Raw genomic sequence first — 14,099 nt, 5'->3', positions numbered from 1 at the left:
ACCTCCACTACGACATCACGACAACCGAACGTAATGGCATAGTCACATTCCGTCTAGATAGCCGTGCGGATGGTGTGGGAACCTCGCTGAAGTCGTTCGGCTCAGCGTGGGGCATTCAGGAAGCGATGGTGGGGATCCAAGGTGCCGGTCCGGAGGGGCAACCTGGCGGTGACACACCGATCCGCTTCCTCACGGAGAATCCCAGTGCCTGACACCGCCGCCGCTCTGATCATCCCCCGGCAACGCGCACAAGCTCAGCCGTGCCACGTCAAACGCGAACTCATCGACGCGATGATCGACCTGCACCCCGGTGGCCTGGTCTGGCGGCGTACCTTCCCGGGCGCCTTCGACCAGATCCCGGACGCCCGGCACTTCACCCGCTTCCTGCTGGCCGACTCTCCCCGCCAGGACGACGCCGAGCAGATCGTCGCCGAGCTGGCCGCCAACGCCGTCCAGCACAGCAGCAGTGGCCGTCCGCACGGGACCTTCATCGTCGAGCTCACCCGTACGACCGCCACGATCACCATCGCGGTCTACGACTGCGGCTGGGGTGGTGTCCCTCGCTTCGGCACCCCGTGCCGGACCAACGCGGAGCGCGGCAGGGGCCTGGCCGTCGTCGCCGCACTCGCGGACCAGGTCGGATACGAGGGCGACGACGCGATCGGCCACCGAGTGTGGGCGAAGATCCACGCCTCCCTTACTCTCCGGCCTTCAGCCTGATGAGCAGGTTCAAGCAGTCCTCGCCGGCGATTGCCAAGAGAGCTACCTCTTCCCGGTGATCAGGTATTCGACGTCCCGCCAGAACTTGTCGAAGGAGGGCGCGTTCTCCCTGGCCATCCTCAGGTCGAACTGGGCGGCCAGGCTGCTTTGATGGCTCCTCGGCTTGTAAGGTCGGCCGTTGATCGTTCGGTGGCTCAGCCACTCCTTGCAGCCACGCGGCTGCTCCGGGTCGGGCGGATTCTCCAGATCCGCGGCCAGCCCCGCACAGCCGCGCAACGAACTCGCGGCCGCCAGAAACCACGCCTCGAACTCTCGGTTGGCGAGCACCACAGCCACCGGCACGTCCGGCCTGGCGGCCTGGGCGCGGGCCAGAAGCCGCGGACCGAGATCAGCCGGGCAGTCATCATCGGCGTCAAGCAGCACCAGAAGGCCCGTGATCGTGCCAACGTCACAGACCAGGCGATTGACGCTCCCTTCCACTCCGCCGACCGTCATCAGGCAGCCACGGTCGAGCCGCCACGGCTTCGGCACGTCAACCCATCGCTCTGGGGAAATCTCGGCGACGACCCGGCGAAGCAAGATCGGCAAGGCTTCCACCTCGCCATCGCCTTCCACGATGGCGCCGATCCGCAACTGATCCCCGTTCACCTGGCAGCCTTCCGCTCTCGGTCATCCTTTGGACTGAGATGCCCTTGCCGATGCATATCGGGAAGGTACGAAGGGTTCTTCCGCAGGATCTCGATGGTTTCGTCGCTCAGCGGGCCGACCCTGCTTACTGCCTCATCCATCTCCACGATGCGCAGCCATACGGGGTCCATTTCCTCCGCGTCCAGCAACTCGGAGCTCTGCGTGGTCACGATCACCTGAGTGCGGTTGGCTGCCTCCGCCATTTCCGCCAACAGGCCCGCTACTCGCGCGGGATGAATCGCATATTCCGGCTCCTCGATCGCGACCAAGGGGATCGCACCACTGATGGCCTCCGGCTGGTTCAATGCCACCAGCACGCCCATGGCCTGGACTGTTCCCTCTGAGAGCTCGTCGCTCTGGAAAACCTGCACGCGCGGATCCTGCGATCCCACCGCGCCGGAGTTCACCGCGTCCCAGTACGGCAAGTGCGGGTCGCCGGTCCAGAACCGAGCCTGGATCGTGGCGTAATCGCCCTGCATGCGACGATCGACGCCCAGCAGCGACGGGACCAGCCAGCGCATCGTCTCGTCGATCGCCTGCTTGAACATCGGATGCTCCTCCGCGAGCACCCCCAGCACCTGTCCCAGGTGTTCGCCTCGCTCGCCCAACTGGCGATGAGGCGCACGAGTGTTGTCCAGTTCCCTGAGCACGGTCGTGTCCAGCTCGTAAAACCGCATCGCGAGAAGCTTGTCGAGCAGAACGTCGTAAGGGGCCAGACGTCCCACGATGGGCAGAAGCAACGCATCGACACCTAGCTTTGCTCCGGGAATCTCCCCACCATGAACTTCGCGGTGCCCGTCGGCAGCGTAATCGACGGCGTATCGTGCCTGCTCGTCGCGCACTGTGAGCGTCAGCTTCTCGTTGATCACCACGAGTGGGTGCCGCCCTGCCGGATCTCGGCCGATCTCTATCTCGTAGGCCGCGCCTCCCTGGCCGTCCGGGAAGGCCAGGTCGAGCGAGATCGCGAAAGAGTCCGCGCCACGTTCGCCAGCCTCCTTCCCGCGCCGTAGAACCGACTCCAGCCCACCACGCTTGGCGATCGCTCCTTCGGGGGACAGCGCCAACGCGTCGCGGACGAGACGGATCGCGTCGAGAACAGTCGACTTCCCCGCCGCGTTGAAACCGGTCAGGATCGTCAGCGGTCCGAAAGCCACATCACATGACTTGAGCGACTTGTAGTCGCGGGCACGGAGGCGGGTGACGAACGGTTGCGCGGTCGGCTGGATGGAGTTCCTCATGCCACATCAATCCCTCGCCCGCTCGCCCTGGACACATCAAACTTTCCGCTTACCGTAGCGGTGATCAGTGCCTTCGTCCGCTAATCGGCTGGGCACGGCTATGAGTCCCGGCAACAAGCCGGTGACATCGCGAGCCTGATCTACGGGACAGGTCTTTAGTGCGGGTGCGTCCTGACGAAGAGGTTCTCGTACAGCTCGTAGCCGATGAAGGCGAGCACGGGCAGGCCCATCGCCACCAGCAGCCTGCCGGGCAGCGGCGCCCGCACGGGTGGCACCCACCTCGCCACGGGCGTGGCCGCCACCAGGGGCTCCGGTTCCGGCGCGGGTGCCAGCTCCGGGTGCCGCGCGAGGTAACCGACCGGGAAGGACGTGACGTGGTAGACGCCGCAACCGGGGCAGCAGGTGCCTGACCAGGGGGGCTGAACGGGCACTCCGCCCTGGAGCCAGATCTCGACGTCGTTGCCGTGGTCGTCGGTGACGTGCCTGACCAGATAGGCCGCTTCCCAGACGTACCAGCAGCGCAGGCATTCGAAGAGCCACATCCGCCGAGTGCTGAACCCGTCGCGCACGAGGACCACCCCCCGGTGACCGACCGCCATCCGCACCGAGTGTCCGCCTCTCGTCACGCTACGAAAAGACGTGACTTATGACACCCATCGCTATGAAATGCTCACCTGCTGTCAGGTTAGGTGTCCGGGATGCCGCTTAGGTACCGGGCTGAGGAGCGGCGTCGCGTCGGGTGTCGGCGGACCCACCGGCGCGATCAGCTCGGGATGCCACCTGAGATATCCCTCGGGGAACGTGGTGGCGGCCTGGCAGCCGCAGCGCGGGCAGATGGCGCCCTGCGTCGGAGGCGGCACCGCGACGCCCGCGCGCAGCCAGATCTCCCGGTCGTCGCCCCTGCGGCCCTCGCCGCGTCGTACGAGATACTCCTCTTCCCATACGTGCCAGCATCCGCGGCATTCGAAGGGCAGGATTCGGCGCTCTTCTTCCATCAGGTTCACCCCCACTTACGAGTGTCCGCCCAGGCCCGTGACCTCGCAAGCCGCGATCTCCGGCATATCTCCGGCATAGTGGTGGCGGTGCGCATGGCCGAGACCCACCCCGGAGAAGACGTGATGAGCCATCCCGGCCTGGCCGACGGGCCGATCTATCTCGACTACAACGCCACCACCCCCGTCGACCCGGTGGTCCTGCGGGCGGCGCTGCCCTACCTGTCCACCCATTTCGGCAATCCCTCCAGCGGCCACCTCTACGCCCAGGCGCCGGGTGAGGCTCTCGCTCGGGCGCGGGCCCAGCTGGCCGGACTGCTCGGCGCCCGCCCGGAGGAGATCGTCTTCACCGGCGGCGGTTCGGAGGCCGACACCCTGGCCGTGCGCGGCGCGGTCCTGGCCCTGGCCCGCGCGGGCGAGACCGGCAGGCGTCAGCTCATCACGCCGGCCACCGAGCATCCCGCCGTGCTGCGGGCGTGCCAGAGCCTGGAGCGCGACGGCTTCGCCGTGCGGTTGCTGCCGGTCGACGCCCGCGGCCGGGTCGACCCCGCCGACCTGGAGGCGGCCCTCGGGCAGGACACGGCGCTGGTGTCGATCGCCTACGGCAACAGCGAGACCGGCACCCTGCAGCCGATCGCCGAGCTGGCCGCGCTGGCGCGCCGCTCCGGGGCGTTGTTTCACACCGATGCCGCCCAGGCGGTGGCCAAGGTGCCCATCGACGTCCGCGAGCTGGGCGTGGATCTGCTGACCGTGGTCGGCCACAAGATGTACGCGCCCAAAGGGGTGGGCGCCCTGTACGTACGCGACGGTGTCCCGCTCGTCCCGGTCATCGACGGCGGCGGCCAGGAAGGCGGGCGGCGGGCCGGCACGGAGAACGTCGCGTTCATCGCCGCGCTGGGCACCGCCGCCGAGCTGGCCCGTCAGGACCTGCCCGAAAGCCGGGCCCGGTTGTCGGGCCTGCGGGACCTGCTGCACGGTGAGCTGCGGCGGCTGCTGCCCGGCCGGGTCCATCTCAACGGGCACCCCGCCGAACGGCTGCCCGGCACGCTGAACGTCAGCATCGACGGCATCGACGGGCGGGCCCTGCTGGCCGCCGTTCCCGAGATCGCCGCCGCCACCGGCTCGGCCTGCCACGAGGGTGTCCCGGCGCCCTCTCCGGTGCTGCTGGCCATGGGCCTGGGCGCCGAGCGGGCCGGCGGCGCGCTACGGCTGTCGCTGGGCCGCTGGAGCACCGAGGCCGAGGTACGGCGGGCCGCCGCGTTGATCGCCCGCGAAGCCGCCCTCAGCCTCCCACCGCAAGGCTGATCCCCCCTCCTGTGAGCACCTGTCACCGTCCGGTCAGAAGGCGTCGCCGGCGACGCGGTCCGTGGCGTGCAGGATCCGGAAGCGATCGGGTTCCGCCGGATCTCGGTCAACGACTTGGATCGGCGTCCAAGCCCATTGCCAAACGCTGATGCCCGGCATGCGGGAGAACCGGATCTGCCCGCGGGTGCCTTCGACCGCGACGCGCGACCAGGATTCGGCGGTGCGCGCCCGCTCCACGCCGTGAGAACGCAGCACATCGGCGAGGACGGCGACCGCGTCGTAGCCCTCGAAGGCGACGAAGGAGGGCGCTTCGGCCAGCCGTTCACGAAGGGCGGTCTCGACTCGGGCACCGAGTGGGCTGAGACGCTCGGGCAGGTAGCGCAAGAACGGGATCGCGGCGCCGTCGTCGCCCAGCGCCGTCGCCCATTCGGCGAACTCCGGTTGCCCGGCCGGAGCACCGATCATGATCTCGGCGAGGCGCCGGTCGTTGCGGACGGACTTGACGATGGACACTGCCGGCTCCGGGTGGCCGACCAGAAGAAGGAGGGCTGTCGCGCGATTGCCGGCGAGTTCGTCGCACACGGCCGCGGGGGTGAGCGCGCGCATGTCGAGTTCGATGAGGGTGCCGCCGCGTGGAGTGAGGTAGTCCCGCAGAATGCGAGCCCCGGACGCCCAGTAGACGCTCGGCTCGGCTGCCACGGCGATCCGGCTGTGGCCCGCGCCGAGGAGGAAGTCCGCGTAGATCTGCCAGCCGTGGGACTGCGCCGGGGCGAGGCGCGCAACCCATTCCGTTGGCTGTTCGGTGAGCGCGTCGAGAACCGCCGATGAGCAGAGGAACGGCAGGCCGAGGGCGTCGGCCCTGGCGGCGGCGGCACGAGCGACGACGCTGTGATACTCCCCCGCCACGGCGGCCACGCCCAGGCGAGCCAGTTCGTCCACGGCCGCCGCGGCCCTCTGTGGATCAGCCGCGGTGTCTCGGACCACTAGTTCGAGTGGTCTTCCGGCGATCCCGCCGGCGTCATTGACTTCGCGAACGGCCAGTTCGAGTCCGGCGAGCAAGTGCCGGCCTGCCTCGACCCAGCCAGGCCGAGTCAGCGGAACGAGAGCGCCGATCCGGACCGATGATCCGTCAGTCCGCTCCGCTCCAGGTGGCGATGGTGGCGATGGTGGCGTGTGCATGCGTTGGTGTCTCCCCATTGACGATTCGGTGGCAGGTTGCCCGGATCGCGGAATGATCGTCAGTGGCGCCGAGAGTAGCCGAGCCGCGCATGGCCGGCTTCGGCGCCCCGGCCCGTGGCCGTCAGCCCGCCCTCGCGCCGCCGATCGAGCACGAGGGGCTCTTCGAGGGAACTAACGGACGGTGATCACGAAGACGACCGCCCCGGCCACCGCGCTCAGCGTGCCGAGCCAGGCGAGCAGCGCGTCCAGGCCGCCTTCGAGAGGCCGGCCGCCGTGCAGCGCCTCCTGAACGCGCCGGTAGCGTACGCCGGTCCGCAGCAGCAGGAAGCCACCGCAGAGCGCGGCCAGCGCGAAGCCCACGGCGGCCGGCGGGGCCAGGCCGTGCTGGACCGACAGGCCGGTGGCGGCGAGCCCGCCGGTGGACAGCATCACGGCGGTGCGCACCCAGGCCAGCCGGGTGCGCTCGTTCTGCAGCCCGGAGTCCCAGATCTCGCGGGACATCGTCAGACCGAGAGCAGGATCAGGACCAGGGCGATCACCGCGACCAGCGCCACTCCGTAGCCGAAGACGGCCGCCAGGGCAGGCGGCGGGAGCGGTGCCTGGGCGCGCAGCGCGCGCTGGATGTTGCGCCAGCGGGGATAGGCCATGCCGGCGGCCAGCGCGGACAGCGTGACCAGCACGACCGCCAGGGCGGTGCGCACCCACGGGACGAACACGTCCTCGGGCACCGCCGCCATGGCGATGCCGCCCGCGCTGAGTGCCAGAGCGGTGCTGAGCCAGGTCAGGTAGGTGCGCTCGTTGGCGAGCGTGAAACGGGGATCCGGCTCCATGAACTCAACGCTAGTTCGCCCATATTCCCCCTAGAGAAGCCGGGGTTCAGCTACAGGCCTGGGCGACTTTCTCCAGGTAGGCGGCCGAGTCGGTGCCGACCTTCTGGATCGCGTCGACGGCGCCGTTGACGTCCGTGACGTTGATGCCGGCCAGCGTGCTCGCCAGGCTGTCGCTGGCCTCCTTGAGCGTGGTATTGGCGGCCTTGTCGGCGACGCCGTTGAGCTTGCCCGCGGCGTCGTCGAGGGCCTTCTCCAGGGCCTGCGGATCGTCCTTGAGCTTGGTGATCTCGGCACCCAGATCAGCGACGATCTTGGGTGCCTCCAGGCAGGCCTGGGTCTTGTCGATCGTGGAGTTGACCTCAGCGCATCCGGCGGCGAGCACGAACGCGGCGAAGGCGGCGAGGGGCACGAGGCGGCTCTTGAGGGGGTGCATACCGCGACCCTACCCAACCGTTCGTGCCCCGCACGTGGCTAGAGCTTGGCGAAACAGGGGCCGTCGAAGGTGTAGTCCTTGGCGGTCGGCCCGACGAAGAAGTCCTTGGCCATGGAGACGCCGGTGGGCACCTGGTCGTCGACCTTGTTGATCAGGGTCTGCCGGAACGTGGCCGTGTTGGGGTCGTCGGCGTAGTTTCCGGCCTCGGGCGGCAGCATCCCTTCGTAGTCGACGGTCTTGAGCGACTTGACGGCCGCGAGCAGGCCCTTGCGGCTGACGTCACCGCCGGCGACCATCGCGTCCAGCGCCGCCTTCAGCGGGTATGCCCACGCCCAGCCCGAGGTGTAGCCGTCGTTGGGGGTGACGCCGGGCAGTGAGTCGCGCATGGCCTGGTGGCCCGGGGTGTCGGCGGCCCACGACTTGCCGGGGGCCGACTGCTCGTACAGGGCCTTCAGCGCGGGGGCGGCGGGCGACTTGAGCAGGGCGGGGTTCCAGGTCGGGCCGGTGCCGATGAAGCGGCCCTTGTATCCGGCGGCGGCGGCCTGGCCGACGATGGTGGCCGCGTCGGCGGGACCGGTGGTCAGGATGACCAGGTCGGGCTTGTTCTTGGTGATCTCGGTGATCGCGCGGCCCTGCTCGGTGGCGCCCGAGGGCGTTTCCACGGCGGTGAACGTGAGCCCGTTCTTCTCCGCCGCGATCTTCGCGCCGGCCGCCGCGTCGGCTCCGTAGTCGCCGGCCAGGTGCACGGCCATCACGCTCTTCGGTTTGTACGCCTCCATCGCGTAGTCCACCGAGTTCATGGCCTCGACGCAGTAGTTGGCGCCGGTCTCGATGATCACGTCCTCGAACTCCCAGGCCGAGGTCCAGGAGGCCGGGGCCGCGACGACGCTGTTGGCCTTCAGGTCGGCGATGATGGCGGCGGTCGTGGGTGAGCCGAGGGTCTGGGCGAGGCCGAGCACCTGGTCCTTCATCTCGTTGTAGACCTGGCGGTGCACCTCGGGGTTGTACTTGTTGTCGCGGACGAACTTGGTGACGTCCACCTCGTACTTGCCGCCGATGCCGCCCGCCTTGTTGACCCGGGCCCAGAACGCCTTCTGGGCCTCGGTGATCGGCACGGCCAGCGCCGCGAACGGGCCGGCGGTCAGGTCGGAGATGCTGCCGAGGTAGATGCACCCTTTTTTACTGTCGACCGCGGAGGGACAGGGTTCACTCGTGACCCCTGTCGTCTGGGCGCCCTTGCTGCCCTCGTCGTCCCCCCGGATGACGCCGCATGCGGACAGAAGGGTCACTACAGCGGCGGTTATCACCACATAGCGACTCTTCATGATAAATCCCTCTCTAGTAGGAGAACGGCCACGACTTCCAGTAATTGCGCGCGCGAACCCAGAGACCGAACAGCCCGCGCGGCTCGAAGACGAGGAACAACACGATCAGCAGGCCGTACAGCACGGTCTCGACCTGGAACACGTTGGGCGTCTGGGTGGTGTCGCCGCTGATGACCGGCACCAGCGCGGGTAGCGCCCTGGTCACCGGCTGCAGCAGCGAGATGAACAGCGCGCCCGCGATCGCCCCCGAGACGGTGGCGACGCCGCCGATCAGCACCATCGCGATGAACTGCACCGACAGCAGCAGGTTGAACGAGCCCGGCTCGACGTACCCGGAGACGCAGTAGAGCAGGCCGCCCGCGCAGCCCGCGTAGAACGACGAGATGCCGAACGCCAGCACCTTGTAGCGGGTCAGCGGCACCCCGATGACCTCGGCGGCGATGTCGCGGTCGCGGATCGCGGCGAAGGCCCGGCCCACGCGCGAGCGGGCCAGGTTGCGGGCCGCGACGGCGAAGACGACGAGCAGCGACAGCATCAGCAGGTAGAGGACCTGCTCCTTGGTGCCGAGCGGCCCGTCCTGGTCGAGCCGGTAGCCGAACAGCTGCGGGATCGCCGCCTCCCGCCCGACGCCCGGCCCGCCGGTGAGCTCCTTCCACTCCTTGAAGACGTGCTCGCCGAGGAAGACCAGGCCGAGCGTGACGATGGCCAGGTAGAGGCCGCGCAGCCGGGTGGCGAGCGGCGCGACCAGCACTCCGGCCACCGCGGCGACGAGCCCGGCCGCGGGCAGCCAAATCCAGATCTCGGCCAGGCCGTACCCGAGGGTGTCGCCGCCGGGCGGCCCGGACAGCGCGGCGGCGGTGTAGGCGCCGATCGCCACGAAGAACGCGTGCCCGAGCGACACCTGCCCCGCGTAGCCGGTGACGATGTTCAGCCCGATCGCCCCGATGGCCAGCGCGTACGCGACGGCCAGCATCTCCAGCGAGCGGTCGGCCAGCACCACGGAGACGGCGAACGCGAGCAGGACCAGCAGCCCGGTCCAGACCCGCTTGGCGCGGGTGTCGAGCAGCGCCATGTCCTGGGCGTAGGAGGTGTAGAGCAGCGGCCGGCCGCGCACCCGCCGGGACCGGCCGCCCGAGAGGCCAGGAGGAGCCGTCATACCCGTTCGACCTCCCTGGTGCCGAACAGCCCGTACGGCCTGACCAGCAGCACGACCAGCATCACCACGTACGGCGTGACCACCGCGAAGTTCTGCCCCAGCCACGGCGCGAACTCGCCCTGGTAGGACTGGAACAGCGACTCGACCACCCCGACGGCCAGCCCGCCGACGACGGCGCCGCCCAGCGAGTCGAGCCCGCCGACGATGATCGCGGGCAGCGCCTTGAGCGCGATCACCCAGGTCAGCTGCTCGATGCCCTGCCCGGTGCCGACGAACATGCCGGCGATCGCGGCCAGGAACCCGGCCAGCCCCCACGACAGCGCGAACACCATGCCCACCGACACGCCCTGCGCGAGCGCCGTCTCCTGGTCGAACGCCGCCGCCCGCATCGCCAGGCCGTACCTGGTGTAGCGGAAGAACGCGAACAGCAGCGTCACCAGCACGGCCGTCACCAGGAGCATCGCCAGCCAGCGTTGCTGCACCACCAGCGGCCCGAGCGACACCTGCGCGAACCCCCACGGGTCGCCCACCTGGCGCACGTCCCGGCCGATGAAACCGTTGACCACCACCCGGACGACCACGTCGATGCCGAGCGTGATGATGGCCACGACGAACACCGGCCGCCCCACCATGGGCCTGATCGCGATCCGCTCGATCACCAGCGCCACCCCGGCGATGAGCAGCGCGGCCAGCAGCACGGCGGCGTAGAAGCCGGTCACCTCGGCCAGGTAGCTGACCGCGACCGCCCCGGCCAGCATCAGCGCCGGCTGCGCGAAGCTGATCACCCGGGTCGCCTTGTAGATGATCACGAAGCCGAGCGCGAGCAGCGCGTACACCGAGCCGTTGCCCAGCCCGCGGATCAGCGACTCCAGGAGGCCCGTCACCGGGTGTACATCCCTTCGACCAGGTCCTCGAACAGCTTGGCGATGGCCGCGCGCTTGACCTTCTGGGTGGCGGTCAGCTCGCCGTCCTCGTGGTCGAGCTCCTTCGGCAGGAACGCGAACCGCCTGACCTGCTCGACCCGGGCGAACCGCTCGTTCACCTCGTCGACGATGCCGCGCACCAGCTCGCGCGTCTCGGGCTTGTCCGACAGGTCGCGGTAGGTGGTGTAGGTGATGCCGCGCCGCCGCGCCCACTCCCCCACCGTGTCGGGCTCGATGCCGATCAGCGCGACGAGGTAGGGCCGCTGGTCGCCGACGACGACGGCCTCCTTCAGGTACGGCGACGCCTTCAGCGCGTTCTCGATCTGGCTGGGCGCGACGTTCTTGCCGCCGGCCGTGATCAGGATGTCCTTCATCCGGTCGGTGATCCGGACGTGACCGCCGTCGACGAACTCGCCCACGTCGCCGGTGTGCAGCCAGCCGTCGGGCTCCAGGACGTCGGCCGTGGCCCGGGGGTTGCCCCAGTAGCCGGCGAAGGTGCCGGGATGCCTGGTCAGGATCTCGCCGGTGAGCTCGTCGATGCGCAGCTCGGTGCCGGGGTGCGGCTCGCCGACCGTGCCCAGCCGTACCCTGCCGGGGCGGTTGGCGGTGGCGACGGCGGTGTTCTCGCTCATGCCGTACACCTCGTGCATGGCGACGCCGATCCCCATGTAGAACTTGAGCACGTCGGGCGCGATGGGCGCGGCGCCCGAGGCGGCGTAGCGGACGCGGCGCATGCCGAGCCGCTCGCGCAGCGCGCGGTAGCAGAACACCCAGCCCAGCCCGTACAGCAGCCGGGTGCGCGTGGTGTGCCGGCCGCCGGTGCGCACCAGCGTGTCACCGATCCGGTCGGCCACCCGCAGCCAGAACCGGGTCATGCCGCGCTTGACCGGGGTCGCGGCGTCCTGCCTGATGTTGACCTGGGCGAGCACCTTCTCCCAGATACGCGGCACGCCGAACAGGATCGTCGGCTGCACCTCTCGCAGGTTGGCCTGGACGGTGTCGATCGACTCGGCGAAGTTCACCTGCACGCCGGACGCGGCGTTGAACCAGACGGTGAACGCCCGTTCGGCCACGTGGCAGAGCGGCAGGTAGGACACCGTCAGGTCGCGGTCCGAGGGCGGCGGTGAGGTGAACCCGCCGCCGGTGACCAGCGTCTCCACGGCGAACTCGACGTTGCGCACGGTGAGCATCACGCCCTTGGGCGGCCCGGTGGTGCCGGAGGTGTAGATCAGCGTCATCACGTCGCCGGGCGTGGCCTCGTCCATCCGGGCGGCGACCGCGCCGGGATGGGCCGATCGGTGTCCGGCGCCGAGCGCGAGCAGCTCGGGCCAGGACATCAGCCGCGGGTCGGTGTAGCGCCCCCGGATGCCGCGCGGCTCCAGGTAGACGATGTGCCGGAGCGCGGGGCACTCGTCGAGCACGGCCAGCGCCTTGTCGACCTGCTCCTGGTCCTCGGCCAGGAGGATCTTCGCGCCCGAGTCGGTCAGCAGGTAGGCGACCTCGGCGGGCGGGTTGGTCGGGTAGAGGCCGACCGTGATCCCCCTGACCGCGACCGTGCCGAGGTCGGCGTAGAGCCACTCGGGCCGGTTCTCGGAGTGGACCGCCACCCGGTCGCCCGGCTCGACGCCGAGCGCGAGCAGGGCGTGCGCGACCAGCTCGACCTGCTCCCAGTAGCCGGCCCAGCCGATCTCCTGCCAGATGCCCAGGTCCTTGCGCCGCATCGCGACGGCGGCGGGGACGGTCAGGGCGCGTTCGCGCACCCTGGTGACGATGGTGGCGGTCAAGCGGTGCCTCCCAGGTACGCCTCGATGACCTCGGGGTCGTGCTGCACCCGCTCCGGGGTGCCGAGCGCGACGGGCCGGCCGAAGTCGAGCACCAGCACCCGGTCCGCCAGGTCCATGACCAGCCCCATGTCGTGGTCGACGAGCACGATCGGGATGCCCAGCTCGTCGCGGATGTCCAGGACGAACCTGGCCATGTCCTCGGTCTCCTCCAGGTTCATCCCGGCGACCGGCTCGTCGAGCAGCAGCAGCCGGGGCTCCATGGCCAGCGCCCGGCCCAGCTCCACCCGCTTCTGGACCCCGTACGGCAGCAGCCGTACGGGGTGGCGGCGCCAGGCCTCCAGCTCCAGGAAGTCGATGATGTCCTCGACCCGGGCGCGGGCGGCCAGCTCCTCTCGCCTGGCCCGGCCGAGCCACAGCACGGCGGCGGCCGCGCCGTAGCGGAAGTGATGGTGACGGCCGAGCATCAGGTTGTCCAGGACGGTCAGGTTGTGGAAGAGCTCGACGTTCTGGAACGTCCTGGCCAGCCCCATCGCGGCGATCTCGTGCGGCCGCCTGGACAGCAGGTCCTCGCCGAGGAAGGCGACCCGGCCGCTGTCCGGCCGGTAGACGCCGGACAGCACGTTGAAGATCGAGGTCTTGCCCGCGCCGTTGGGGCCGATGATCGCGAACAGCTCGGCCGGGCCCACGTCGAAGGTGACGCCGTCGATGGCCCTGACGCCGGCGAAGCTGAGGCGCACGTCCTCGAAGGTCAGCACGGGGGTCACGACAGCCATCGCTTCCTCCGCTTGTAGTGCTTGACCTCCCGGAAGGACCGGACGGCTCCGAGGTAGAACTCCTTGATGTCCTCGTCGGCCAGCAGCTCGGCGGCCGGCTTGTCCATGACGATCTTGCCGGTCTCCATCACGTAGCCGTGTCCGGCGATCGACAGCGCCATCGTGGCGTTCTGCTCGACGAGCAGGACCGTGGTGCCCTGCCGGTTGATCTCCACGATGAGGTCGCGGATCTGCGCGACCAGCGCGGGGGCGAGGCCCAGGCTCGGCTCGTCGAGCAACAGGTAGCGGGGGCCCGCCATGAGGGCGCGGCCGACGGCCAGCATCTGCTGCTCGCCGCCCGACAGGTAGCCGGACACGCTCCTGCGCCGCTCGCGCAGCAACGGGAACAGGTCGTAGACCCGCTCCAGATGCGAGGTGCCCGCCGTGTGGCCGCCGACTCTGAGGTTCTCCTCGACGGTCAGCTCGGCCAGGATGCGCCGGCCCTCCATGACCTGGCTGATGCCTCGCCGTACGATTTGGGCGGGTTTAAGCTGGTGGATGGGCTCGCCTTCGAGCGTGACGGAGCCCTTGGTGATGTCGCCGTCGTGCACGTCGAGCAGGCCCGACAGCGCGCGCAGCAGGGTCGTCTTGCCGGCCCCGTTCGCGCCCAGCAGCGCGACGATCGAGCCCGGAGGGACTTTGAGGCTCACGCCGCGCAGCACGAGCATCACGTCGTCATAGACAACCTCGAGATTGCGAACCTCAAGCAAGCCGG

16 protein-coding genes are annotated in these 14,099 nt (G+C 69.6%); 2 read left to right on the top strand and 14 right to left on the bottom strand.

The window, feature by feature from the left end; genetic code table 11:
- Positions 1-204: 204 nt before the first annotated feature.
- Positions 205-720 (top strand): ATP-binding protein, encoded by a 516-nt coding sequence (locus AB0I38_RS13225; protein WP_358466412.1) that lies wholly within the window; start codon positions 205-207, stop codon positions 718-720.
- A 42-nt stretch (positions 721-762) separates the two neighbouring features.
- Here the strand turns inward: AB0I38_RS13225 and AB0I38_RS13220 are convergent, their stop codons facing one another.
- The 4 genes from AB0I38_RS13220 to AB0I38_RS13205 form a co-directional block, all read right to left on the bottom strand.
- Positions 763-1,368: a DUF4276 family protein gene (locus tag AB0I38_RS13220; RefSeq protein ID WP_358466410.1), complete on the bottom strand. Its 606-nt coding sequence runs from the start codon at positions 1,366-1,368 to the stop codon at positions 763-765.
- A complete protein-coding gene (locus AB0I38_RS13215) occupies positions 1,365-2,645 on the bottom strand; it encodes an AAA family ATPase (protein ID WP_358466408.1) in 1,281 nt (426 codons plus the stop codon). The genes AB0I38_RS13220 and AB0I38_RS13215 overlap by 4 nt, the downstream gene beginning before the upstream one ends.
- A 155-nt stretch (positions 2,646-2,800) precedes the next feature.
- Positions 2,801-3,271, bottom strand: coding sequence for a hypothetical protein (locus AB0I38_RS13210; RefSeq protein ID WP_358466406.1), 471 nt, complete (start codon positions 3,269-3,271; stop codon positions 2,801-2,803).
- A 54-nt stretch (positions 3,272-3,325) separates the two neighbouring features.
- Positions 3,326-3,640 carry a hypothetical protein gene (locus AB0I38_RS13205; RefSeq protein WP_358466404.1) on the bottom strand — a complete coding sequence of 105 codons (315 nt, stop codon included), beginning with the start codon at positions 3,638-3,640 and terminating at the stop codon, positions 3,326-3,328.
- Between the two features lie 93 nt (positions 3,641-3,733).
- Here AB0I38_RS13205 and AB0I38_RS13200 point away from each other — a divergent pair, with 93 nt between their 5' ends.
- Complete coding sequence (locus tag AB0I38_RS13200; protein WP_358466543.1) at positions 3,734-4,942, top strand: cysteine desulfurase family protein; 1,209 nt, start codon at positions 3,734-3,736, stop codon at positions 4,940-4,942.
- A 33-nt stretch (positions 4,943-4,975) separates the two neighbouring features.
- Here the strand turns inward: AB0I38_RS13200 and AB0I38_RS13195 are convergent, their stop codons facing one another.
- The 10 genes from AB0I38_RS13195 to AB0I38_RS13150 all read right to left on the bottom strand — a co-directional run bounded on the left by AB0I38_RS13195 (position 4,976) and on the right by AB0I38_RS13150 (position 14,094).
- Positions 4,976-6,121, bottom strand: coding sequence for an ABC transporter substrate-binding protein (locus AB0I38_RS13195; RefSeq protein ID WP_358466402.1), 1,146 nt, complete (start codon positions 6,119-6,121; stop codon positions 4,976-4,978).
- A gap of 171 nt (positions 6,122-6,292) precedes the next feature.
- Positions 6,293-6,622, bottom strand: coding sequence for a YidH family protein (locus tag AB0I38_RS13190; protein WP_358466400.1), 330 nt, complete (start codon positions 6,620-6,622; stop codon positions 6,293-6,295).
- Positions 6,623-6,624: 2 nt separating this feature from the next.
- Positions 6,625-6,951 (bottom strand): YidH family protein, encoded by a 327-nt coding sequence (locus AB0I38_RS13185; RefSeq protein WP_358466398.1) that lies wholly within the window; start codon positions 6,949-6,951, stop codon positions 6,625-6,627.
- Positions 6,952-6,997: 46 nt separating this feature from the next.
- The gene (locus tag AB0I38_RS13180; RefSeq protein WP_358466396.1) at positions 6,998-7,384 is read right to left on the bottom strand and encodes a hypothetical protein; all 387 of its coding nucleotides are present in this window, start codon (positions 7,382-7,384) and stop codon (positions 6,998-7,000) included.
- Between the two features lie 38 nt (positions 7,385-7,422).
- Entirely contained in the window at positions 7,423-8,709 is a 1,287-nt protein-coding gene (locus tag AB0I38_RS13175) for an ABC transporter substrate-binding protein (protein ID WP_358466394.1), read from the bottom strand.
- A 13-nt stretch (positions 8,710-8,722) separates the two neighbouring features.
- Positions 8,723-9,865, bottom strand: coding sequence for a branched-chain amino acid ABC transporter permease (locus AB0I38_RS13170; RefSeq protein ID WP_358466392.1), 1,143 nt, complete (start codon positions 9,863-9,865; stop codon positions 8,723-8,725).
- Complete coding sequence (locus AB0I38_RS13165; protein WP_358466390.1) at positions 9,862-10,749, bottom strand: branched-chain amino acid ABC transporter permease; 888 nt, start codon at positions 10,747-10,749, stop codon at positions 9,862-9,864. The genes AB0I38_RS13170 and AB0I38_RS13165 overlap by 4 nt, the downstream gene beginning before the upstream one ends.
- Complete coding sequence (locus AB0I38_RS13160; protein ID WP_358466388.1) at positions 10,746-12,572, bottom strand: AMP-dependent synthetase/ligase; 1,827 nt, start codon at positions 12,570-12,572, stop codon at positions 10,746-10,748. Before AB0I38_RS13160 ends, AB0I38_RS13165 begins: the two co-directional genes overlap by 4 nt.
- Positions 12,569-13,345, bottom strand: coding sequence for an ABC transporter ATP-binding protein (locus tag AB0I38_RS13155; protein ID WP_189126465.1), 777 nt, complete (start codon positions 13,343-13,345; stop codon positions 12,569-12,571). The genes AB0I38_RS13160 and AB0I38_RS13155 overlap by 4 nt, the downstream gene beginning before the upstream one ends.
- Positions 13,333-14,094 (bottom strand): ABC transporter ATP-binding protein, encoded by a 762-nt coding sequence (locus tag AB0I38_RS13150; protein WP_189126466.1) that lies wholly within the window; start codon positions 14,092-14,094, stop codon positions 13,333-13,335. The genes AB0I38_RS13155 and AB0I38_RS13150 overlap by 13 nt, the downstream gene beginning before the upstream one ends.
- Positions 14,095-14,099: the final 5 nt, after the last annotated feature.

The sequence above is a fragment of the Nonomuraea cavernae genome (genome assembly GCF_040655715.1).
In the GTDB taxonomy this organism is placed as follows: Bacteria; Actinomycetota; Actinomycetes; order Streptosporangiales; family Streptosporangiaceae; genus Nonomuraea; species Nonomuraea cavernae_A.
Note: the sequence above shows the minus strand (reverse complement) of the source record. Positions and strands in the feature narration are given on the sequence as shown.